The following is a 22,545-nucleotide window of genomic DNA, read 5'->3' as shown; positions in this document are numbered from 1 at the left end:
ACTGCCTTTTATGGATTTCTCCCGCTTTTTTATCGACCGCCCGATCTTCGCTGCGGTGCTGTCGATTCTGATCTTTACCACCGGACTGATCGCCATTCCGCTGCTGCCGATCAGTGAATATCCTAACGTGGTGCCACCCAGCGTGCAGGTGCGCGCGGAATACCCTGGCGCCAACCCCAAAGTGATTGCCGATTCCGTGGCCACGCCGCTGGAAGAAGCCATCAACGGGGTGGAAAACATGATGTACATGAAGTCCGTGGCCGGTTCCGATGGCGTGCTGGTCACCACCGTGACCTTCCGTCCGGGTACCGATCCGGATCAGGCGCAGGTTCAGGTGCAGAACCGCGTGGCGCAGGCCGAAGCGCGTCTGCCAGAAGAAGTACGGCAACTGGGCCTCACCACGCAGAAAATGTCGCCGACGCTGACGCTGGTGGTGCACATGTTCTCGCCGCACGGTAAGTACGATTCACTCTATTTGCGTAACTACGCCACGCTGAAGGTGAAAGATGAACTGGCACGCCTGCCGGGCGTGGGTCAGATTCAGATCTTCGGTGCCGGTGAATACGCGATGCGCGTCTGGCTCGATCCCAATAAGGTGGCGGCGCGTGGCTTGACCGCTTCCGATGTGGTCAGCGCGATGCAGGAGCAGAACGTACAGGTTTCTGCCGGCCAGCTTGGCGCTGAGCCGCTGAAGAAACAGAGTGATTTTCTGCTGTCGATTAACACCCAAGGCCGTCTTGAAAGTGAAGAGCAGTTTGGCAATATCATCCTGAAAACCGCCGACGACGGCACGCTGGTGCGCCTGCGTGACGTGGCGCGTATTGAGATGGGTTCCGGCAGCTACGCATTGCGTTCGCAGTTGAACAACAAAGATGCGGTCGGCATTGGTATCTTCCAGGCACCGGGTGCCAACGCCATCGACCTGTCGAATGCGGTGCGCGACAAAATGGCCGAACTGGCGACCCGCTTCCCGGACGATGTACAGTGGGCTGCGCCTTACGACCCCACCGTGTTCGTGCGTGATTCGATTCGCGCCGTAGTGCAAACGCTGTTCGAAGCGATTGTGCTGGTGGTGTTGGTGGTGATTCTGTTCCTGCAAACCTGGCGCGCCTCGATCATCCCACTGCTGGCGGTGCCGGTTTCGGTGGTCGGTACTTTCAGTATCCTCTATCTGCTGGGCTTCTCGCTCAATACCTTAAGCTTGTTCGGGCTGGTGTTGGCGATCGGCATCGTGGTGGATGACGCCATCGTGGTGGTGGAGAACGTCGAACGTAATATCGAGCAAGGCTTGTCGCCGACGGCGGCGGCGCATCAGGCGATGCGCGAGGTGTCAGGACCGATTATCGCCATTGCGCTGGTGCTGTGTGCGGTGTTCGTGCCGATGGCGTTCTTGTCCGGTGTGACCGGTCAGTTCTATAAGCAGTTTGCAGTGACGATTGCTATTTCCACGGTAATTTCCGCCATCAACTCGCTGACGCTGTCACCGGCGCTGGCGGCGCTGCTGCTGAAGCCGCATGATGCCGCGAAGGATATGCCGACGCGCATTATCGATCGCCTGCTCGGCTGGCTGTTCCGACCGTTTAACCGCTTCTTCCAGCGCAGTTCGGATGGGTATGAATCGCTGGTCGGCAAAACCTTGCGGCGCCGTGGCGCGGTGTTTGGCGTATACGTGCTGCTGCTGGCGGGTGCGGGCTTTATGTTCCACACCGTGCCGGGCGGCTTTATTCCGACCCAGGATAAGTTGTATCTGATTGGCGGCGTGAAGATGCCGGAAGGATCGTCGCTGGCGCGTACCGATGAAGTGATTCGCAAGATGAGTGAAATCGGCATGAACACCGAAGGCGTGGCCTATTCGGTTGCTTTCCCCGGCCTGAATGCGTTGCAGTTCACCAACACGCCGAATACCGGCACGGTGTTCTTCGGCCTGAAACCGTTCAACGAGCGCACGCGCAGCGCGGCGGAAATCAATGCCGAGATCAACGCAAAAATCTCGAAAATCCAGCAAGGCTTTGGCTTCTCGATTATGCCACCGCCGATTTTGGGTCTGGGACAAGGCTCCGGTTATTCGCTGTATGTGCAGGATCGTGCGGGCCTGGGTTACGGTGCGCTGCAAACGGCCATTAATACACTGACGGGAGCGGTATTGCAGACGCCGGGCATGATGTTCCCGATTTCATCCTATCAGGCCAACGTGCCACAACTGGATGTGCAGGTGGATCGTGATAAAGCCAAAGCGCAAGGCGTATCTTTGACCGAGCTGTTCAGTACGTTGCAAACCTATCTGGGATCGTCTTACGTTAACGATTTCAATAAGTTTGGTCGTACCTGGCGCGTGATGGCGCAGGCGGACGGCGATTTCCGCGATAGCGTGCAGGATATAGGCAATCTGCGCACCCGCAACGATCGCGGCGAAATGGTGCCGATTGGTAGCATGGTGAATATCACCACCACCTACGGCCCGGATCCGGTGATTCGCTACAATGGCTATCCTGCGGCGGATCTGATTGGCGATGCCGATCCGCGCGTGCTCTCTTCGGCGCAGGCGATGCAGAAGCTGGAAGAGATGTCCACGCAGGTGCTGCCGAACGGCATGAACATTGAATGGACCGACCTGAGCTATCAGCAATCAACGCAGGGCAATACCGCGCTAATCGTTTTCCCGGTCGCGGTTTTACTGGCGTTCCTGGTGCTGGCGGCGCTGTATGAAAGCTGGACCTTGCCGCTGGCGGTGATTCTGATTGTGCCGGTAACCATGCTCTCTGCGCTGGTTGGCGTGTGGCTCACCGGCGGCGATAACAACGTGTTTGTGCAGGTTGGGCTGGTGGTGTTGATGGGGCTGGCGTGTAAGAACGCGATTCTTATTGTCGAGTTTGCGCGCGAGCTGGAGATGCAGGGCAAGAGCATTGTTGATGCGGCGCTGGAAGCCTGTCGTCTGCGTCTGCGTCCGATCGTCATGACCTCGATTGCCTTTATCGCCGGTACTATTCCGCTGATTCTGGGTGAAGGTGCCGGCGCCGAAGTGCGCGGCGTAACCGGGATTACCGTGTTCTCAGGCATGCTGGGCGTGACGCTGTTTGGCCTGTTCCTGACGCCGGTATTCTATGTGACGCTGCGTAAGCTAGTGACGCGCAAACAGCCTCAAACGGAAGTCCAGACCGCGTAAAAGTAAAGTGTGAAGTGAACAATCCGGGCCGATGTGCCCGGATTTTTTTATGGCTGGAGTTCGGGGCAATAAAAAAGGTCGCCATGAGTGGCGACCTTACGGGATTGGTGCGGTTTTAGCGGCCTTTTTTGCACAGATCGGCGAGTTCAAGATCGGGCAGTTCTTCGCAGTTGCTGGTGTCATTATGCTTCAGTTCGGCCAGCGCATCCGCTACGGTGCGGGTTTCCAGGACTTTCAGCGAGGCCTCTTCCGCCTCTTCAGCTATCGATTTGAAGTACCAACACAGGTTGGCACTGACCAGACAACGCGGTGCCACGTCTGGACGCGACGCCCAGAGTTTTTTGTCTTCGATCACCGACGTATAAATGTCACGCAGTGTGATCTCCGCAGCCGGGCGGCCCAGGTGAATCGAGCCGGTGCGGCCAAGTGTCGAGACGATAATGCCGTCACGCGTGAGCGGAACCATAAGTTTCCGAATGAAACTGGGGTTCGCTTCAAGACCATACGCCAATATGGCGCTGGTCGAGCGTTTGCCCAGTTGCTCCGCCATCGCTACGCTCAAAACCATCTGCAAAGCTGTCGGGAAGCGGTAATCAAGCATTTCAATATCCTGAGTTGCGGTTATCTGGTTGTTTTTATGCCGCGACAGTGAGTGATCAATGAGCAATAAATATAACAAACACTGTTGCTTTTTAGAAGCCAACGCCGGTGATCCTGGCACGTATTCACCATTTTACTGGGCGGAAACGCACAGGCTGCTTAATTTATCACTCCCCTTGCCGATGGTGGGCTGGCATGCGGCAATTTCTGTTTCAACACCATCACCAACAGCACGTTGACCAACGCCAGCAGGCACAATATCCACAACGTCGCATTGCCACCAAGGTGCTGAAACACATAGCCGCAAAACAGCGGCGTCAGCGCTTGTCCAATCAATGCGGGACGCGCCATGCGGCCCACCACAATTGCATAAGCCTCTGGTTTGACCATCACCAGCGGTAAAGTTCCCCGCACAATGGCACGCAAACCATTTCCGGCGCCGTACAGCACCATGCTGAGCACGGCAAACTGCGGATAACAGGTCAGCAGCAGTAAACCGAGCGCCACCAATCCTACCGAGAAAAAAGTGGTCCAGATGGGATGTCCGCGCTTAAAGGCGATATCAACGATGCGCGAAGCCACCTGACACGGACCGAGAATTGCGCTGATGGCGAGAGCCGAGGCCAGCGTATGTCCGCTGGCTTGTAGCAAGGTGATCAGCTGCACGGAGATTGCCGTCATGATTACCGACGCGAGGGTAAAAATGCTGCACAGCAGCCAGAACAGCGTGGGTGCGAGTTCGTTGTCATCAGCGGAAGACGTGGATTTAGCGCTGGCAACTTTCCCCTCGGGCGCAGGCAACGCATATAAATAGGCGGGTAACACCGACACGCACAGCAGTCCAGCGATAGCAAAACAGGCACCGCGCCAATCCAGCCAGTGAATCAGCAGCGCGGTGCCTGGCCACACTAACGTGGTGCAGAAACCAGAGATCAGCGTGATGCCGGTAATCGCGCCGCGCGCCTGGCCGCCATACAGCGTGCCGAGCGTTGCAAACAGCGCGTCGTATAATCCCATCGCCATACCTATGCCGATAATCAGCCAGGCACATAAAAACAGCGGTAGATTATGGCTCAGCCCCATAATCACCAAACCCAGCGCCATCACCGCCCCGCTCGCCGCCAACAATGCGCGACCATAAGAACGAAAAATCAGCCGACCAGTTAACGGCGCCAGCAAGCCGGAAACTAACATGCCGAGCGACAGCGCACCGTACACCCATTGTTGTGACCAACCGGTTTCCGCCACGATGGGATTGGCCATAACCGCCATTAAATAAAAGGATCCGCCCCATGACAGGATTTGCACGAATCCGAGCGTAATGATGGCGGGTGCGGGGGGTTTTGGCTGTGGCTTCACAACGTTTTCCGTTAGCAGGCAAAGCATTGTTATAACACGTTCATCCCGCTGGAAAAATCCTGAGCATTCCTGGCTGACGAAATCCGCGCATTGCACTGGCAGATTCGCACCTAAGCGAGTAAGCTTATAAGTATGTTGTAACTATTAAGGTGTGTTATGGCTCGCTACGATTTGGTTGCCGATTTACATGAGTGCGTGAACGCGCTGGAAGCGGGTTTAAGTCAGTTGCGTCAGCAGATTGAACAGCAGCCGCTGCTGATTGCGCGCGTGTTTAGCCTGCCGGAAATCGAAAAGGGCCGCGAGCATGATGAAATTGAACGCATCGCGGTGACGCAGCACCTCGGCAAAACCGCGCGTGAGATGGCGCTGTCGCACTATTGCCGCCTGTTTATGCAGCATCAATCCGAAAAGCTCAGCACCAAAGCCGCCGTGCGTTTGCCGGGGGCAATCTGTATCGAAGCTGAAGGTGATATACATGAACAGATCACCCTGCAGGTGGTGGAGATTAACGCCCTGAAGCAGCGGCTGGAACAGTTAATCACGGTAGATTCGGGCTTGCCGAGCGAGGCGCGCTTTGAATTCGTCCACCAGCATCTGCGCGGATTAATTACCCTCAACGCCTATCGCAGCGTAACGCTCCTCAACTCGCCCGACAGTTTGCGCTTTGGCTGGGCGAATAAAAACATCATCAAAAATGTCACGCGCGATGCGGTGGTGGAACAGCTGGAGCGCAGCCTGAAAGCCAATCGCGCTCAGGCGCCGTGGACGCGTGAACAGTGGGCGGAGAAAGTGCAGCAAGAGCTGGAAGCGATTCTCGCCTTACCCGCCGGGGCGAAGCTGAAAATAAAACGTCCGGTAAAAGTGCAGCCTATTGCCCGCGTGTGGCGCGCCAGCGAGAAGAAACAGGTGCAGCTTGCCTGCCCTTCCCCGTTGCTGGTGCTGTGCCGCGATAAGACGCAGGTTCCAATCCTCGGTGAGCTATTGAATTACGATGCGGAGAACGTTGCGTATCGCCATAAACCGCTGGCCGAGCCGCTGCATCTGATTATTCCGCGCCTGCATTTATGGAGCGATCGGCTGGCATAAATTTATTTTTAAATCGCTGCATCCAATTAGCATCCTGCCCTCGTATATCAATGTGTGAGCAACTTCTTCGCTCCCTACTACGAGGATTTAAGATGAAAAAGCTAATCAGCATTGCAGTCGTATCCGGCACCTTACTGTTCACCACAGGCGCTTTCGCCGCCATGGACAATGGCTCGGTGATGGTGGGCGGCGCAGCGATGTCTCCGCAAAAAAATATCGTCGAAAATGCGCTTAATTCTAAAGATCACACCACCTTGGTGGCGGCAGTGAAAGCCGCCGGTCTGGTGGAAACCCTCGAAGGCAAAGGTCCATTCACGGTGTTTGCGCCGACCAATGCCGCCTTTGCTAAATTGCCGGCGGGCACCGTGGATAATCTGGTAAAACCAGAGAACAAAGCCACGCTGACCAGCATCCTCACTTACCATGTGGTGGCCGGTAAATACGACATGAAAGCGTTGGAGAAAAAGATTAAACAAGGTGGCGGACATGCCGAGCTAAAAACTGTCAACGGCCAGCCGCTGTGGATCATGAGCAACGGGCCACATAACATTCAGTTGAAAGATGGTCAGGGCAATGTGGCCAATATCAGCACTTATGACGTCAACCAGAAAAACGGTGTGATTGATGTGATTGATACCGTCTTGATGCCTAAGTAATTGCCTATACTCGGATGGGGCATTTTAGCCAACCGGGAAGATGATGGATAATAGGCTTGCAGAACGATTAGACAACTTATTGCCGGCGATCGCCCGAGGTGACCGCCGCGCATTTGAACAACTGTATCGACTCACTTCGCCGCACCTTTTCGCTCTCGCCCTGCGAATGTTACGTCAGCAAGGTTGGGCGGAAGAAGTGCTGCACGATTGTTATCTCACCATCTGGCACCGTGCCGCCTCTTACGATGCCGCCCTCAGCGCGCCGATGACATGGATGACGCACATTGTGCGCAATCGCTGCATTGACGGGTTGCGCAGCGGGCAAGCGCGCCTAACGCTGGATGCCGAAGAGTTTCACGATCTACTGCAAACAACCACTGAAGACGAACAGAATAACTGGCACGATCCGGCGCAAGCCGATCGTCTGCGACACTGCATTGGCCATCTGAGCAGCGAACAGCAGCAAAGCATCACGCTCGCCTATTATCAGGGGATGTCCCACAGTGATATTGCCGCCTGGCTGCAACAGCCGGTTGGCTCGGTAAAAAGCTGGATACGCCGCGCGCTGGAGCATCTGCGGGAGTGTGTGGGCCTATGAACGATAAATTACATGATGATGCCTTATCGGCGGAGTACGCGCTGGGCACGTTAAGTGGCCTTGCGCGCTTACGCTTTGAACGCAGGCTGCGCAACGAGCCAGCGCTGGCGACTAATGTCGCCCGTTGGCAAGCCGTGCTGGCGGGCCTTGATAATCAGCTTGCGCCCGTTATGCCGCCTGAAAAGGTGTGGAAAAAAATTACGCTGAGCCTGCCTGAGAAAAGTGGGCAGCCACCTGCACGCCGCTACGTGGGTTGGATGCTGGCAGCCAGTATTGCGGCCATCGCGCTGGTGGCCTCGCTCTTCCTGCAGCAACCCACATTAACGCCGTTAACGGTATTGAGTGATGCACAGCATCGTGAACAGTGGGTGGTCAGCGCAGATAGCAAGCTGGCACAGCTGAGCCTGACGCCGTTACATCCGGTGGCGCTGACGACGAGTCGCAGCCTTGAACTGTGGTTGATTCCGGTGGGCAAAGCGCCGATTTCACTCGGTTTAGTCGATAACCAAAACACCACGGCTATCACGCTGAAAGATCGAGAGTTAGCGCGTTCCAGCATGATTGCAATCAGCCTGGAACCGCAAGGCGGATCGCCCACCGGCCAGCCAACCGGGCCGGTGTTGTACAGCGGGCAGCTGTAAATAACCGCACATTCCGTAGCGGCGCGATTTATCGCGCAATGAATTGCGCCGCTACGATGGGTGCTATGTCTCCCAACTTTTAACAGCAGTTTACTGCTTCATGCTGCCCACCATCTCTTCCGGACGCACCCACTCATCGAACTGCTCTTCAGTCAGATAGCCCAGCTTCAGCGCCGAGCCTTTCAGCGTCAGGCCTTCTTTATGGGCTTTCTTGGCGATTTCCGCCGCTTTGTCATAACCGATATGGGTATTCAGCGCCGTCACCAGCATCAGTGATTCGTTCAGCAACTGATCGATGCGCTCGCGCACCGGTTCAATACCCGTCGCGCAGTGGTGATTGAAGCTGTCCATACCGTCGGCCAATAAACGCACCGATTGCAGGAAGTTGTGAATCACCATCGGACGGAACACGTTGAGCTCAAAGTTGCCGGAGGCGCCGCCAATATTCACCGCCACATCGTTGCCCATCACCTGACAACACAGCATGGTTAGCGCTTCGCACTGGGTTGGGTTCACTTTGCCTGGCATGATGGAGCTGCCTGGCTCATTTTCCGGGATCGCCAGTTCGCCGATGCCGCAGCGCGGACCAGACGCCAGCCAACGTACGTCATTAGCAATTTTCATCAGCGAAGCCGCCAAACCTTTCAGCGCACCGTGCGCATGAACCAGCGCATCGCAGGTCGCCAGCGCTTCAAACTTATTCGGCGCGGTGACAAACGGCTGTTTCGTTAGATCGGCCAGCGCTTTCGCTACGCGTACCGCATATTCCGGATGGGTGTTCAAGCCGGTGCCGACCGCAGTACCGCCCAGCGCCAGCTCGGCCACGTGCGGAATACTGTTTTCAATGTGCTTGAGATTGTGCTCCAGCATCGCCACCCAGCCGGAGATCTCCTGACCGAGCGTCAGCGGTGTCGCATCCTGCAAGTGGGTGCGGCCTATCTTGACGATATCTTTGAATGCGTCGGATTTCTCACTCAGCGTCTTTTTCAGCACCTGAATCTGCGGAATCAGCTGCTCCCGCACGGCGATGACCGCGGCCACGTGCATGGCGGTGGGGAACACATCGTTGGAGCTTTGGCTTTTGTTCACGTCGTCATTCGGATGCACCAGACGCGCCATGCCACGCTCGCCGCCAAGAATCTCACTGGCGCGGTTAGCCAGCACTTCATTCATATTCATGTTGGTCTGCGTGCCGGAACCGGTCTGCCAGATCGCCAGCGGAAACTCATCGCTGTGTTTATCTGCCAGCACTTCGTCGGCGGCGTTGAGAATCGCTTGTGCACGATCGGCCGGTAATAAGCCGAGATCCTGATTGACCTGCGCGGCGGCGCGTTTGGTCAGCGCCAGCGCATGCACCAATGCCACCGGCATCTTCTCGGTTGAGATTTTGAAATGTTCCAGCGATCGCTGGGTTTGTGCGCCCCACAACTTATCCGCCGGTACTTCTATCGGTCCCATTGAGTCTTTTTCAATGCGATTGGCTGCCATGACTCCGTCTCCTTAGCTCAGATTTTGAGGTTTCCGCTCTAAACGCCTTCCCGCGACGCCATTGAGCGAGCAAGATTGTCACATACAAGAATTTAACATTATGGGAGGCTATCGCCTTTATTGCACATGTTCGTGTATTTTCTATGGCACTTTCTGCTTTAATAAGCCTATTTACTTACGGTTATTAAGGGTAAACGATGCAAAAATTGAACAATTCGCTGCAAAATTACGCCTGGGGCAGCAAAACTGCGCTGACCGAACTCTACGGCATCGAAAATCCACAAGGCTTGCCGATGGCGGAATTGTGGATGGGCGCGCACCCGAAAAGCCCCTCAACCGTTGAGATTGACGGTGAAGCGCGTTCGCTGCGTGAGGTGATTGAGGCCAATAAAACCGCCACGCTGGGCAAGGCGGTCGCTGAGCGTTTCGGTGAGCTGCCATTTCTGTTTAAAGTGTTGTGCGCCGATCAGCCGCTGTCGATTCAGGTGCATCCCAGCAAAGCCGCTGCCGAAGAAGGTTTTGCCCGTGAAAATGCCGCCGGCATTCCACTCAGCGCCGCCGAGCGTAACTATAAAGATGCCAACCATAAGCCCGAGTTGGTGTATGCGTTAACGCCCTTCCAGGCGATGAACGGTTTCCGCGAGCTGCATGAGATTGTGTCATTGCTGGAACCGGTGGCCGGTGCGCATCCGCACATCGCCCATTTTCTTGAGAATGCCAACGAAGCCAACCTGGCAACACTGTTTGCCACGCTGCTTTCGCTGCAAGACGAGGCCAAATCGCGCGCCATCGGCGTATTGAAATCAGCACTCAATGCGCATGAAGGCGAACCGTGGCAGACGATTAAATCCATCGCCGCCGATTATCCGGAGGATAGCGGCCTGTTTTCCCCGCTGCTGCTTAATGTGATTACGCTGCAGCCGGGCGAAGCGATGTTCCTGTTTGCCGAAACGCCGCATGCTTATCTGAAAGGTGTGGCGCTGGAAGTGATGGCGAACTCCGATAACGTGTTGCGCGCCGGTCTGACGCCGAAGTTTATCGATATCCCGGAACTGCTGGCTAACCTGAAATTCCAGGCGAAACCGGCCGCCACGCTGCTGACTCAGCCACAGCGCGACGGCGAAACGCTGAACTTCCCGATTCCGGTAGAAGACTTTGCCTTTGCCATTCATGGGCTTTCCGCTGCGCCGCAAGCGCTGGCACAAAACAGCGCTGCCCTGCTGTTCTGCATTGAAGGTCAGGCGATTATCGAGAAGTCCGGTCAACAACTGGTGCTGAAACCAGGGGAATCATGCTTTGTGGCCGCAGAAGAGTCGCCGGTGAACGCGTCGGGCACCGGACGTCTGGCGCGGGTGTTTAATACGCTGAACTGAGATCCGGCTGACGCTGCCAGCATTAACTGCTATTCTTTCAAACTATTAATTTAAAACGCCTGCGGGCGTTTTTCTTCACCCGTCGCGCACCGACCAGCGGCGTGCGGACGCAAGGATAAGGACGACACAGCGATGAAAAAGACCAAGGTTGCCGTAGGTGTAATTGTGGCGCTCGGCGTGATTTGGACTGGTGCTTCATGGTTTACCGGTAAACAACTGGAAAGCCATATGGATGAGATGCTACAGAATGCCAACACGCAGCTGAATGCCTACGCGCCGAACAGCCGTTTGACCCTGAGCTATCAGGACTATCAGCGCGGCGTGTTCAGCAGTAAAACCAAACTGGTGGTACAGGCTAGCTCGCAAACCAATGACAATCCGCTGTTGAAGCCTGGTCAGAGCATTGTGTTGAACGAAACCATCGATCACGGTCCTTTCCCGTTTGCGCAGCTAAAGCGTGGCAGCCTGATCCCAAGCATGGCGTCGGTGCATACCGAGCTGGAAAACACCGATGCGGTGAAGAAACTGTTTGAACTGACCAACGGCAAATCGTTGGTTAACGCTGATACCCGCGTCGGCTACAGCGGCGCTACCGATACTGACCTCAACCTGCTGGCGGTGGATTACAACAACGCACAAACCGGCGATCGTCTGGCGACCAACGGCGGCACGCTGAACATCAGCGCGGATAGCAAAGGTGACAAAGTCAGCCTCGACGGCGATTTCTCCAGCATCGCGGTGACCCGCAAAAACCAGGTTGAGATGCCGGTGCTGTTCACGCTGAATGGTCTGAAACTGAGTGGCGATACCCATCTCAGCCCGGAAGGCGTGCGCGTGGGTGATCAAGCGATCTCTCTGGATAAACTGGATGCCAGCATCAACGGTCAGGAAGGTTTGTCGCTTGAGAAGCTGAAAACCACCTCTTCCTTCGATAATAAAGAGGGCAAGATTGGCGGCCAACTGGATGTGAACGTTGACAAGATTACTCTGCAGAAGCAGCCGTTTGGTGAAGCTAAACTGGCGATGAAATTTGCTCAGTTTGATGCGCAGGCGGTGAAAGCCTTCTCGGACACCTATAACGCGCAAATGCAGGATCTGCTGAACCAGCCGGGCGTGGCGGAAGATCCGATTCGCTATCAGGCTAGCGTACAAACCATTCTGCGTAATAACCTGCCAACGCTGTTGAAAGGCTCACCAACACTGAGCATCGCACCGCTGAGCTGGAAAAATGACAAAGGCGAAAGCACCTTTAACCTCAACGTTGGCTTTAACGATCCGGCTACCGTAACCGGCGAAGCGCAGAGTTTGGGTGCCGCGGTTGATCGCGTGTTGAAAACCCTCGACGGTAAATTAACCATCAATATGCCGATGGCTACCGAAACCATGCGTCATGTTGGATTGGCGGAAGGTTATCAGGGCGATGATGCGCAGAAGCTGGCGGATCAGCAGGTGAAAGGTTTAGCGGCGATGGGCCAGATGTTCCGCCTTACGCAGCAGCAGGATGACAACATCGTCACCAGTCTGCAATACGGCAACGGTCAGGTCACGATGAATGGCGACAAGATGACGCTGGAGCAGTTCCTGTCACGTTATATGTTGGGCGCACCGACCAGCGAAGGTATGCCAGAGTAATCATCAAGACGGGGTAACGCCCAGATTACCAAGCGCACAAAACGTCGCGGCGCAATTAATCGCGCCGCGACGGAATGTGCGATGAGTTGATGCAGTGCTTAGCAGGTATAGCCCCTTAGACTTCCCCACGTATCAGCTGCGGCGGTACGATCAAACTTTGAATCTCCGCTTCCGGCTGCGACAGCCGCTGCATCATCCGCTCCGCCGCCCTTCTTCCCACATCACGCGCTTCACTACTGACAAAGGTCATGGTGGGATCGTGCAGTTCACGCTGCGGATCATCATTGAATCCCACCAACGCCAGCTGCTGCGTGTAATAACTATCTACCGCGCCCTCGCCGAACGTCCGCCCACAACGTAGCGCGCCAAAATAGCAACCCAGCGCGGTACTGCCGTTATACGCCAGAATCGCCGTAATACCGGGATGCTGACGCAACAGCGCCAGCGTCAACGCGGATACACTTTGCTGCCGGTCGTCGCACTCAATAATCCAATCAGAGCGAAACGGTAAACCGTATTGCAGCAAGGTGGCGCAATAACCGCCAATCCGCTCGGCGCGCGTCAAAGACGATCCCAATCCGCCCATCCAGGCGATGCGCTGATGTCCCTGACGAATCAGGTATTCGGTCGCCATGCGCGCCGCCTGACTGTTATCGGGACGTAATGAATCAACATTGTCCAGGCTGCTGGCGCGCGAGGCGCAGACCAGAGCAATGTTTTGCTCTTGCGCCAACGGCACTAACGTTTCCGCCTGCACCACCGCGCCGCCGAGCACAATGCCCTCGGCGCCCTGCGCCACCAGCGTGTCAAAGCAGCGTTTAAGATGCTGGCCGTGCTGACCGCTTTGTGTCAGCACCAGCACTTTGCCCTGCTGTTCCAGCACTTCGCTGAGTCCAGCGGTCATCGCGGCATAAAATGGCTGGCTGAGATCGCGCACGATCAGGCCGATCACGCCGCTTTCGCCGCCGCGCAAAATCGAAGCCGAGCGATTACGTACGTAGCCAAGCTGCTCAATAGCCTGATTGACGCGCGTGGCCGTGGCGGGCGAGATACGCCCTTTGCCGGAGAGCACCAACGACACGGTAGAGACCGACACCCCGGCGACCAACGCCACATCATGAATAGTGGTTTTCTGCTGGGACATAGTGTTCCGTTACCGACGTCCAAATCCAAAGAGGTAAAACGTTACACTGATTCCACCAAAAATAAAGTCTGCAATTAGTCACTCTTTGTGATTATAGCCACAAAAATAAGTGGTAAAACGTTTTATCATCCTTGACCTCATTGAAGCCTTTCACTTTATTGCCAGGAGAGTCTATGTCCGCCAGTCGCCCCAAAATGTCACTTTGGGAGTTTTTCCAAAGTCTGGGTAAAACCTTTATGTTGCCCGTTGCCTTGCTGTCGTTTTGCGGCATTTTGCTGGGGATCGGCAGTTCACTCAGCAGTCATGACGTCCTGACGCTGATTCCCCTGCTGGATCAGCCGTTGCTGCAATATCTGTTTATCTGGCTGGCGAAGATCGGTTCATTTGCCTTCAGCTATCTGCCGGTGATGTTTGCGATTGCCATTCCTCTAGGGATGGCGCGTGAGAACAAAGGCGTGGCGGCGTTTGCCGGCTTCGTTGGCTATGCGGTGCTAAACCTGAGCATCAACTTCTGGCTCAACATCAACGGCATTCTGCCCACCACCGATGCGGCGGTGCTGAAAGCCAATAACGTACAAAATATTCTCGGCATTCAGTCAATCGACACCGGTATTCTCGGTGCGGTAATTGTCGGTATCGTGGTGTTCTGGCTGCATGAGCGCTTCCACAACATTCGTCTACCGGATGCGTTGGCATTCTTTGGCGGCACACGCTTTGTCCCGATCGTCACGGCGATGGCAATGGGCGTGCTGGGTCTGGTGGTTCCACTGATTTGGCCCTTCTTCGCTCGCGCCATTACCGGCCTCGGCTGGGTAATTAACAGCGCAGGGGAATTTGGCCCGATGATCTTCGGTACCGGCGAACGCCTGCTGCTGCCGTTTGGCTTGCAGCATATTCTGGTGGCGATCATACGCTTTACCGATGCGGGCGGTACGCTGGACGTGTGCGGCAAAAGTGTCAGCGGCGCATTAACCATCTTCCAGGCGCAGCTGGCTTGTGCCGATACACACGGCTTTGCCGAGAGCGCCACGCGCTTCCTGTCACAAGGTAAAATGCCGGCCTTCCTCGGTGGTTTACCGGGTGCGGCATTAGCGATGTATCACTGCGCCCGTCCGGAAAACCGTCACAAAATTAAAGGCCTGCTGATTTCCGGCGTGGTGGCTTGCGTGGTGGGCGGAACCACTGAACCGCTGGAATTCCTGTTCTTGTTCGTCGCACCGGTGCTGTATCTGATCCACGCGCTGTTGACCGGTTTAGGCTTCACCGTGATGGCGATGCTGGGCGTCACCATCGGTAACACTGACGGCAACGTCATCGACTTCTTCGTCTTCGGCGTGTTGCACGGCCTCTCCACCAAATGGTATTGGGTACCCGTGATTGCTGCGGTGTGGTTCGTGGGTTATTACGCCATCTTCCGTTTTGCTATCAGTCACTTCAATATCAAAACGCCAGGCCGCGAAGTGGAAAGCAACAGCGTGGCGCAGCAGGTTAATCGCGCGGCTGTCGGTAAATCCGGCTTTAACACCCCGGCGATTCTGTCAGCGCTGGGCGGTGTGGAGAACATCGCGTCCCTGGATAACTGCCTGACCCGTCTGCGCATTACCGTAGTCGATATGAGCAAGGTGGATGATGCGACACTGAAAGCCAATGGCGCAATTGGCGTGGTGCATGTCAATGCCACCAATCTGCAGGTGGTGATGGGTCCGCAGGTGCAGTCCGTCAAAGATGAAATGGCGCACCTGATGAGCGCGACGGTGTAATGATGCAGGATTTCGATTTCAACAGCGTGGTGGATCGTCACGGCAGCTGGTGTACGCAGTGGGATTTCGTTGCCGACCGTTTTGGCGTGGCGGACTTGCTGCCGTTCACGATTTCCGATATGGACTTCGCCACCGCGCCTTGCATCATTGCAGCCCTGCAACAGCGGCTTACGCACGGTGTATTTGGATACAGCCGCTGGCAGCATGATGAGTTTATCTCCGCACTTCAGCACTGGATGCACAGCCGTTTTGCTACTGAAGTCCCGGCTGAATCACTCGTTTATGGCCCGTCAGTGATCTACATGGTGGCGCAATTGTTGCGCCACTGGACGCAGCCGGACGATGAAGTGCTGATTCACACGCCCGCTTACGATGCCTTTTACCACACCATCACTGGCAATCAGCGCCGTGTGCTGGCGCTGCCGTTACAGCGTCACGGCAACGAATGGGTGTGCGAGATGGCACAGCTTGAACGCCTGCTGGCGCGGCCGCGCTGCAAAGTCATGCTGTTGTGCAGTCCGCACAATCCCAGCGGAAAAGTGTGGCATGAAGACGAATTGCGTCAGATGGCGGCGCTGTGTGCCAGGCATGGGGTGAAGGTTATCAGCGATGAAATTCACATGGATATGGTGCTGAGCGATGTGCAGCATACGCCGTGGAGCCAGGTTGCGGAATCCGCCTGGGCGTTGTTTACCTCGGCATCCAAGAGCTTCAATATTCCGGCGCTGACCGGCGCGTGGGGCATGATTCCCGATGAGCGCGATCGTCAGGCTTGGTTCCATGCGTTGAAGCAACAGGATGGCTTATCCTCACCGGCGGTAATGGCGCTTGCTGCCACCATCGCGGCTTATCGCGATGGTGCGCCGTGGCTGGATGCGCTGCGCGCTTATTTGCGTGGCAACCTGCAGCATATCGCGCAGCGACTGAATGCGGCGTTTCCGCAACTCAATTGGCAGCCGCCAGCCGCGACATACCTGGCGTGGATCGATCTTAATCCGCTTGGCCTTGACGAACAGGCGCTGCAACAGCGTCTGATTCATCAACACAAAGTGGCGATCATGCCCGGTTCCACCTACGGTGCCGCGAGTCGCGGTTATTTGCGTCTCAACGCCGGTTGCCCGCGTAGCAAACTGGATGATGGACTGGATCGCCTGATCGCCGCGTTAAAATCGTTCTGAAATGCGACGGATGCTGATTAATTCAGCATCCGTTTTACTGTTTGCGCAAATCGCTGGCGCTGTTGCGCAAGATGTTTTTATAATCCTCTGCACTTTATGAAACTTAAGCGAGTGCGCCATGATTGATCTAAAACTCCCCCTTACCGACATTCACCGCCACCTTGATGGCAATATCCGCGCACAAACCATTCTTGATTTAGGTCGTCAGCACAATCTTGCGCTCCCCGCTGATTCGCTGGATGCCTTGCGTCCGCATGTGCAGGTCACCGCCAATGAACCGGATCTGGTGAGCTTCCTGCAGAAACTCGATTGGGGCGTGAAGGTGCTGGGCGACCTTGATGCCTGTCGTCGTATCGCGCTGGAAAACGTAGAAGATGCGGCGCGCGCCGGTATTCACTATGCCGAGCTGCGCTTCTCACCGGGCTATATGGCGATGACGCATCAACTGCCGATTGCAGGCGTAGTTGAAGCGGTGATCGATGGCGTGCGTGCCGGCATTCAGCAATACGGCGTCGATGTGCGCTTGACCGGTATCATGAGCCGAACCTTTGGCGATGAAGCCTGCCTGCGTGAACTGGAAGGTTTGCTGGCGCATCGCGATGGCATCACCGCTGTTGATTTGGCCGGCGACGAGTTAGGTTTCCCCGGCAGCGAATTCCTCAGCCACTTTAATCGTGCGCGTGATGCTGGTTTCCGCATTACCGTCCATGCCGGTGAAGCGGCAGGCCCGGAAAGTATCTGGCAAGCGATTCGCGAGCTGGGCGCTGAGCGTATTGGTCACGGCGTTAAGGCGATTGAAGATCGCGCGCTGATGGATTTCCTCGCCGAGCAACGCATTGGTATTGAGTCTTGCCTGACGTCGAATATTCAAACCAGTACTGTTTCGTCGCTGAGTAGCCATCCGCTGAAAACCTTCTTGCAGCATGGCATTCTCGCCACCATTAACACGGACGATCCAGCCGTACAGGGCGTAGAGCTAGCACACGAATATGAAGTCGCGGCACCGCAAGCAGGATTGACGGCGGAAGAGATGCGTCAGGCACAGGATAATGGCGTGACCATCGCGTTCCTGAGTGATGCAGAGAAAGCCGCGCTGCGCGCACGCGTGGCGGGATAAAAAAAGTGCGCATCAATGCGCACCTTTTAATGTAGGGTCGCCATTCATGGCGACCGATACTGAATTATCGCAGTGACATGGTCTGGCGCTTCTCGGCGGACTGCAAGCCCAGCTCGATCAACTCCATCACCTGAATGGCCTCTTCTGCCTGTACCGGATTGGCACCTGTACCGGCAATCGCATCACGAATCCCTGCGTAGTACGCCGGATAGTTACCCGGCAGCGTCAGTAACTCTTTTTCCACCATCACATCGCCTTCCGCCAGCGTCAGCGTACCGTTGCGCATGTCGTAGCCCCAATCTTCCTGCGGCGGACGTTCACCCGCTTTCAGACGATCTTCCTGCGGATCGAGGCCGTATTTCACGTAGCTGCCGCGCGTGCCATGCACCACAAAGCGCGCGGATTCCGCCGCCACCAGCATGCTGGCGTGCAACACCACACGGCGTGTTGGATAGGTCAACACGGCATGGAAGTAATCGGTGGTTTGCGCGCCCGGGCGCAGTTCCGCCATATCCACGTTGATGGCAACTGGCGTGCCAAACAGCTGCAGCGCCTGGTCCAACACGTGCGGTCCAAGATCAAACCAAATGCCGCTGCCCGCACCTTTCATTTCACGCCAGCGTTGACGTACTTCTGGGCGGAAACGGTCAAAGTGGGATTCGAAATAACGCACTTCCCCCAGCGTGCCGTCGTTCAGCAAAGACTTCAGCGTGAGGAAATCGCTGTCCCAGCGACGATTATGGAACACCGACAGCAGCAGACCTTTGGCTTTTGCCAGCGCATCCAACTCACGCGCTTGTGACAACGTCACGGTAAAGGGCTTATCCACCACCACGTGTTTACCGGCGTTAAGGGCCGCTTTAGCTAACGGGAAATGGGTGTCATTCGGGGTCGGAATAACAATCAGTTGCAGTGTCGGGTCATCCAGCAGCGCTTGTGGATCGGACACCACTTGCACTGACGGCCAGTCAGCATGCACTTTGCTGGCATCGCTGCTTGAGATCGCTGCCAGCTCAACATCCGGCGTACCGGCGATCAAGGGTGCATGAAAGGTTTTGCTGGCAAAACCGTAGCCGATTAGGCCGACACGTAGTTTATCGCTCATTCTCATTCCTCTTGTTCGTTTCCTGACTGATTTAAGACGAATCAGACTATAAGAACAAGGCGGAATCACCTGAAAACTCAGGAAATAGCACTCCGTGCGGATTGCCAGCTCTCATGAGCCACTAATGCATCCTGCGCATCCTGGCTGCGGCGGCGGAAGTCGCTGGGACTGACACCCACGCGTTTACGGAACACACGCGAGAAGTAGAGTTGGTCATCGTAACCCACTTCACGCCCCACGGAAGCAATCGGTTCCTGGGTGGTTTGCAGCAGCAGTTTGGCACGAATCACGCGCTGATCTTCACGCCAGCGCAGCAGGTTAATGCCCATTTGCTCACGAAACAGATGCGCCAGGCGTGACGGCGACAGGCAAACATGGCGCGCTACGTCTTCAATCTTCACTTCACCTGCCAGATGGTTGGTGACGTACTGACAGGCTTCAATAACGCGCGGATCGCGTATTTGCTGATGGCTGCGCGGATCCTCTTCTACCGCACGCAGCAGTAAACGCTCCAGCAGGTTCATCGCCAACTCTTCGGCGAAGCGGCGTCCGGAGTTGTGCGTTTGTTCAATGCTGGCGAACAGGCGATCAAACTCGGCACGCTGCGCTTCCGACAGACGCAAGCGCCCCACGCCCTGGCTTTCATCCTGCCACTGCAACCAATCGGTCCAGTAGGCACGCGGACGGAAATAGACCCAGCGATGGAACCAGCACGGGCTGTCTGGCGCGCGACCATAATAGTGCGGGGTTTTTGGTTGAAACAGCAGCAAATCGCCCGGTTCGCAGTCGAAGGCGGATTCACCATCAAACACCCGCCCCTGACCTTTAATGGTCAAATTGAGAATGTAGCCTTTCATGCCGTGCGGACGATCAATAAAGAAATCGAGCGCGTCATTGGCATTAATCGGCGTCAATCCGGCCACCAGCCAGGCATTGAACGCATAGCCCGGCAATAAGGGATTCTGCTGCTCACTTGGGGGTTCACGGTGGTACATACTGCCCTCACTTATCGCGTGAAATGCACTGAGCATGCCCGCCATCGGGCACGCTCAGCCTTGGTTATCAGGCGGCTTTACTTTTCTGTTTGTAGCGGTCAAAAATCACCGCCGCTAACAGTATCAAACCGCGCACCACATACTGTGAGAACGGCGAGATATTCAATAAATTCATCGCATTCTCAACGGTGCCGAGGATCAAAACGCCTGCCACCACATAAGAGATTTTGCCAATGCCGCCTTTCAGCGAGACGCCGCCCAGTACGCAAGCCGAAATCACGATCAGCTCGTAACCGAGAGAGGTCATTGGCTGGCCGCTGGTCATGCGCGAAGCCAGAATGATACCCGCCGCCGCCGACACTAAACCGGACAGGATGAAGATAATGATGCGTGTGCGCACCACCGGCACACCCGCCAGACGCGCGGCTTCTTCGTTGCCGCCAATCGCCAGCGTGTTGCGGCCAAAGGTGGTTTTATTCAACAGAAAACCGAACAGCACCATGGTAGCGAGGGTGAGCCAGATGGGTGCCGGCACGCCGAGCCAGTTGGCGTAACCGAGGGTAAAGAAGCGCTCATCTTCAATTCCCACCGCTTTGCCGTCGGAGAAGATGTACGCCAGGCCGCGCACAATCTGCATGGTTGCCAGCGTGGTGATCAAGGCGTTGATTTTCAGCCGGGCAATGACGAAGCCGTTAATAAAGCCGGTTGCCATGCCAAGCACTAAACCTGCTGCCACGCCAATCCATAAACTTTCGGTCATGTTGATCACCACTGCGGTGACCACGCCAGCGCAGGCGATCACGGAAGCCACGGAGAGATCAAAGTCACCGGAGGCCAGGCAGAACAGCATGCCGCACGCCACCATGCCGGACATCGACATCGCCAGGCCCAGCCCTTTCATATTGATAATGGAACCAAAATTTGGCACGAAAATGGCACAGACGATAAACAGCAGTGCGAACACCACCAGCATGCCGAAGTTGTCCCAAATCCGCCCAAGTTGCAGCCCGTTGCGCTGCACCGGTGGCGTGTTGGAAGTGGTAGATGAAGCCATTATTGCTCTCCTTTACGTCAGGCCACGGCGGCCGCTTGCGTTGTTTTCGGCATCGCCAGGCTCAGCGTCAGCTGCTCTGTGGCCGTGTCATGGGGTAATTCTCCGGCGATTTCGCCTTCACGCATCACCAGGATGCGATCGGCCAATCCCATTACTTCGGGCAGATCGCTGGAGGCAAACAGCACCGCAATCCCTTTCTTCGCCAGTTGGTAAATCAGGTTGTAGATTTCGTGTTTAGCACCAACGTCAATGCCGCGCGTAGGCTCATCCAGCATGATCACGTTCATCTCTTCCGACAGCCAGCGGCCCAAAATCGCCTTCTGCTGGTTGCCGCCGGAGAGGTTCATGATCAACTGCTGCGGCCCCGGCGTTTTGATGTTGAGGGAACGAATATGGATATCGGCGTTTTTCGCCTCCCAGCTCGGTTTGATCAGGCAACCGGCGTTGAGATTGTGGCGACGCGCGCTGATGTTGATGTTATCGCGCACCGAATGCACCGGAATGATGCCCTCAGATTTGCGATCTTCCGGGCACAGCATGATGCCGGCGCGAATCGCATCAATCGGTTGGCGAATGTTGAGCTTTTTGCCATCCAGCGTCACGGTACCCCCGCGCAGTTTGGTGGCACCAAACAGCCCTTTCATCAGTTCGCTGCGCCCTGCGCCCACCAGACCAAACAGGCCGACGATTTCACCGGCGCGCACCGTGAGCGAAATGGGCATACGCACGCCCTTTGCCTCTACCGCGTCCAGCTGCAGACGCACCGGGCCCAATTCACGCGGCGCGTAACCATAAATATCCCCCAGATTACGTCCCACCATCGCTTGCACCAGATCGTCGTGATGGGTGTTTTTCATGTCGGTGAAGGTGCGCACGTAGCGACCATCTTTAAACACGGTGATGGCATCACTGAGTGCAAAGATCTCCTCCATGCGATGCGAGACGTACAGCACGGTGCGGCCCTGCTCACGCAACTGGCGAATCACGCGAAACAGATGATCGATCTCGCGCGCCGACAGTGAACTGGTTGGCTCATCAAAGGCGATGATGCGCGCATTGCGCGCCAGCGCTTTGGCAATCTCCACCATCTGCCACTGGCCAAGCGACAGATATTTCAGCGGCATATCCGGATCGATATCCATCCCCAGATTTTTCAGCTGTAAACCGGCTTCATAACGCAGCAGTTTGCGATTAACCAGTCCACGTTTGTGCGGCAACTGACCGAGATAGATGTTCTCCGCCACGCTCATTTCGGGTATCAGATGTAATTCCTGATAAATGATGGCGACGCCCGCATCCAGCGCCTCCACCGTGTTGCTAAATCTCTTTGGCTGGCCCTTGATACGAATCTCGCCACCAGTCGGCTGGTAGCTGCCGCTGAGGATCTTCAACAGCGTCGATTTACCGGCACCGTTTTCCCCCATCAGCGCGTGTACTTCACCGGCACGGCAGCTGAACGAAATGTCCTGCAGCGCTTTCACGCCGGGAAAGGTTTTACTAATGCCATGAAACGACAGAAAGGCAGGATCAGTGTTCATGGGAACTCCTTGACGACTTAATGCGTGTAGATCCTGCACACTTCGTAGCGGCGCAATT

At 55.9% G+C, this 22,545-nt stretch carries 18 protein-coding genes; 10 read left to right on the top strand and 8 right to left on the bottom strand.

Annotated elements, in window-relative coordinates; translation table 11 throughout:
• The first annotated feature begins 10 nt into the window (after positions 1-10).
• Entirely contained in the window at positions 11-3,163 is a 3,153-nt protein-coding gene (gene oqxB, locus ACRQ84_RS04725; RefSeq protein ID WP_483817297.1) for a multidrug efflux RND transporter permease subunit OqxB, read from the top strand.
• A gap of 115 nt (positions 3,164-3,278) precedes the next feature.
• Here the strand turns inward: oqxB and ACRQ84_RS04720 are convergent, their stop codons facing one another.
• Both ACRQ84_RS04720 and ACRQ84_RS04715 read right to left on the bottom strand, forming a co-directional pair.
• Entirely contained in the window at positions 3,279-3,764 is a 486-nt protein-coding gene (locus ACRQ84_RS04720; protein WP_008110154.1) for an RrF2 family transcriptional regulator, read from the bottom strand.
• A gap of 158 nt (positions 3,765-3,922) precedes the next feature.
• Entirely contained in the window at positions 3,923-5,149 is a 1,227-nt protein-coding gene (locus ACRQ84_RS04715) for an MFS transporter (RefSeq protein ID WP_483817296.1), read from the bottom strand.
• A gap of 129 nt (positions 5,150-5,278) precedes the next feature.
• Here ACRQ84_RS04715 and tus point away from each other — a divergent pair, with 129 nt between their 5' ends.
• From tus to ACRQ84_RS04695, 4 genes are all read left to right on the top strand, one after another.
• A complete protein-coding gene (gene tus / locus ACRQ84_RS04710) occupies positions 5,279-6,208 on the top strand; it encodes a DNA replication terminus site-binding protein (RefSeq protein WP_483817295.1) in 930 nt (309 codons plus the stop codon).
• A 92-nt stretch (positions 6,209-6,300) separates the two neighbouring features.
• The gene (locus tag ACRQ84_RS04705) at positions 6,301-6,864 is read left to right on the top strand and encodes a fasciclin domain-containing protein (protein ID WP_483817294.1); all 564 of its coding nucleotides are present in this window, start codon (positions 6,301-6,303) and stop codon (positions 6,862-6,864) included.
• A 43-nt stretch (positions 6,865-6,907) separates the two neighbouring features.
• On the top strand, positions 6,908-7,462 hold the full coding sequence (locus tag ACRQ84_RS04700; protein ID WP_483817884.1) for a sigma-70 family RNA polymerase sigma factor: 555 nt from the start codon (positions 6,908-6,910) through the stop codon (positions 7,460-7,462).
• Positions 7,459-8,103 carry an anti-sigma factor gene (locus ACRQ84_RS04695; RefSeq protein ID WP_483817293.1) on the top strand — a complete coding sequence of 215 codons (645 nt, stop codon included), beginning with the start codon at positions 7,459-7,461 and terminating at the stop codon, positions 8,101-8,103. Before ACRQ84_RS04700 ends, ACRQ84_RS04695 begins: the two co-directional genes overlap by 4 nt.
• 90 nt (positions 8,104-8,193) lie before the next feature.
• Here ACRQ84_RS04695 and fumC read toward each other — a convergent pair whose 3' ends face one another.
• Positions 8,194-9,591 (bottom strand): class II fumarate hydratase, encoded by a 1,398-nt coding sequence (gene fumC / locus ACRQ84_RS04690; protein WP_064741095.1) that lies wholly within the window; start codon positions 9,589-9,591, stop codon positions 8,194-8,196.
• Positions 9,592-9,788: 197 nt separating this feature from the next.
• On the opposite strand from fumC, the gene manA reads away from it, so the two are divergent.
• A complete protein-coding gene (manA, locus tag ACRQ84_RS04685) occupies positions 9,789-10,964 on the top strand; it encodes a mannose-6-phosphate isomerase (protein WP_483817292.1) in 1,176 nt (391 codons plus the stop codon).
• Between the two features lie 132 nt (positions 10,965-11,096).
• A complete protein-coding gene (locus tag ACRQ84_RS04680) occupies positions 11,097-12,596 on the top strand; it encodes a YdgA family protein (RefSeq protein WP_064741093.1) in 1,500 nt (499 codons plus the stop codon).
• A 115-nt stretch (positions 12,597-12,711) separates the two neighbouring features.
• Here the strand turns inward: ACRQ84_RS04680 and malI are convergent, their stop codons facing one another.
• Positions 12,712-13,740, bottom strand: a complete 1,029-nt coding sequence (gene malI, locus ACRQ84_RS04675; protein ID WP_483817291.1) for a Mal regulon transcriptional regulator MalI — start codon at positions 13,738-13,740, stop codon at positions 12,712-12,714.
• 173 nt (positions 13,741-13,913) lie between these two features.
• Here malI and malX point away from each other — a divergent pair, with 173 nt between their 5' ends.
• The 3 genes from malX to add all read left to right on the top strand — a co-directional run bounded on the left by malX (position 13,914) and on the right by add (position 17,795).
• Positions 13,914-15,500, top strand: coding sequence for a maltose/glucose-specific PTS transporter subunit IIBC (malX, locus tag ACRQ84_RS04670; protein ID WP_064741091.1), 1,587 nt, complete (start codon positions 13,914-13,916; stop codon positions 15,498-15,500).
• Positions 15,500-16,678: a MalY/PatB family protein gene (locus tag ACRQ84_RS04665; RefSeq protein ID WP_483817290.1), complete on the top strand. Its 1,179-nt coding sequence runs from the start codon at positions 15,500-15,502 to the stop codon at positions 16,676-16,678. The genes malX and ACRQ84_RS04665 overlap by 1 nt, the downstream gene beginning before the upstream one ends.
• Positions 16,679-16,796: 118 nt before the next feature.
• On the top strand, positions 16,797-17,795 hold the full coding sequence (gene add / locus ACRQ84_RS04660) for an adenosine deaminase (protein WP_064741089.1): 999 nt from the start codon (positions 16,797-16,799) through the stop codon (positions 17,793-17,795).
• Positions 17,796-17,859: 64 nt separating this feature from the next.
• Here the strand turns inward: add and ACRQ84_RS04655 are convergent, their stop codons facing one another.
• The 4 genes from ACRQ84_RS04655 to araG form a co-directional block, all read right to left on the bottom strand.
• Complete coding sequence (locus ACRQ84_RS04655) at positions 17,860-18,900, bottom strand: oxidoreductase (RefSeq protein ID WP_008110233.1); 1,041 nt, start codon at positions 18,898-18,900, stop codon at positions 17,860-17,862.
• 77 nt (positions 18,901-18,977) lie between these two features.
• Positions 18,978-19,895, bottom strand: coding sequence for an arabinose operon transcriptional regulator AraC (gene araC / locus ACRQ84_RS04650; protein ID WP_064741222.1), 918 nt, complete (start codon positions 19,893-19,895; stop codon positions 18,978-18,980).
• Between the two features lie 67 nt (positions 19,896-19,962).
• On the bottom strand, positions 19,963-20,949 hold the full coding sequence (araH, locus tag ACRQ84_RS04645) for an L-arabinose ABC transporter permease AraH (protein WP_064741088.1): 987 nt from the start codon (positions 20,947-20,949) through the stop codon (positions 19,963-19,965).
• Positions 20,950-20,966: 17 nt separating this feature from the next.
• Positions 20,967-22,487, bottom strand: coding sequence for an L-arabinose ABC transporter ATP-binding protein AraG (gene araG / locus ACRQ84_RS04640; protein WP_483817289.1), 1,521 nt, complete (start codon positions 22,485-22,487; stop codon positions 20,967-20,969).
• Positions 22,488-22,545: the final 58 nt, after the last annotated feature.

Source organism: Pantoea sp. E2023-21, from assembly GCF_051302795.1.
Lineage (GTDB): Bacteria > Pseudomonadota > Gammaproteobacteria > Enterobacterales > Enterobacteriaceae > Pantoea > Pantoea ludwigii_A.
This window is presented reverse-complemented; position numbering and strand designations above follow the sequence as displayed.

Excerpts from the sequence above, each read along its gene's own strand:
- oqxB (WP_483817297.1), top strand. The coding sequence starts at position 11 with ATGGATTTCTCCCGCTTTTTTATCGACCGCCCGATCTTCGCTGCGGTG.
- ACRQ84_RS04720 (WP_008110154.1), bottom strand. The coding sequence starts at position 3,764 with ATGCTTGATTACCGCTTCCCGACAGCTTTGCAGATGGTTTTGAGCGTA.
- ACRQ84_RS04715 (WP_483817296.1), bottom strand. The coding sequence starts at position 5,149 with ATGCTTTGCCTGCTAACGGAAAACGTTGTGAAGCCACAGCCAAAACCC.
- tus (WP_483817295.1), top strand. The coding sequence starts at position 5,279 with ATGGCTCGCTACGATTTGGTTGCCGATTTACATGAGTGCGTGAACGCG.
- ACRQ84_RS04705 (WP_483817294.1), top strand. The coding sequence starts at position 6,301 with ATGAAAAAGCTAATCAGCATTGCAGTCGTATCCGGCACCTTACTGTTC.
- ACRQ84_RS04700 (WP_483817884.1), top strand. The coding sequence starts at position 6,908 with ATGGATAATAGGCTTGCAGAACGATTAGACAACTTATTGCCGGCGATC.
- ACRQ84_RS04695 (WP_483817293.1), top strand. The coding sequence starts at position 7,459 with ATGAACGATAAATTACATGATGATGCCTTATCGGCGGAGTACGCGCTG.
- fumC (WP_064741095.1), bottom strand. The coding sequence starts at position 9,591 with ATGGCAGCCAATCGCATTGAAAAAGACTCAATGGGACCGATAGAAGTA.
- manA (WP_483817292.1), top strand. The coding sequence starts at position 9,789 with ATGCAAAAATTGAACAATTCGCTGCAAAATTACGCCTGGGGCAGCAAA.
- ACRQ84_RS04680 (WP_064741093.1), top strand. The coding sequence starts at position 11,097 with ATGAAAAAGACCAAGGTTGCCGTAGGTGTAATTGTGGCGCTCGGCGTG.
- malI (WP_483817291.1), bottom strand. The coding sequence starts at position 13,740 with ATGTCCCAGCAGAAAACCACTATTCATGATGTGGCGTTGGTCGCCGGG.
- malX (WP_064741091.1), top strand. The coding sequence starts at position 13,914 with ATGTCCGCCAGTCGCCCCAAAATGTCACTTTGGGAGTTTTTCCAAAGT.
- ACRQ84_RS04665 (WP_483817290.1), top strand. The coding sequence starts at position 15,500 with ATGATGCAGGATTTCGATTTCAACAGCGTGGTGGATCGTCACGGCAGC.
- add (WP_064741089.1), top strand. The coding sequence starts at position 16,797 with ATGATTGATCTAAAACTCCCCCTTACCGACATTCACCGCCACCTTGAT.
- ACRQ84_RS04655 (WP_008110233.1), bottom strand. The coding sequence starts at position 18,900 with ATGAGCGATAAACTACGTGTCGGCCTAATCGGCTACGGTTTTGCCAGC.
- araC (WP_064741222.1), bottom strand. The coding sequence starts at position 19,895 with ATGTACCACCGTGAACCCCCAAGTGAGCAGCAGAATCCCTTATTGCCG.
- araH (WP_064741088.1), bottom strand. The coding sequence starts at position 20,949 with ATGGCTTCATCTACCACTTCCAACACGCCACCGGTGCAGCGCAACGGG.
- araG (WP_483817289.1), bottom strand. The coding sequence starts at position 22,487 with ATGAACACTGATCCTGCCTTTCTGTCGTTTCATGGCATTAGTAAAACC.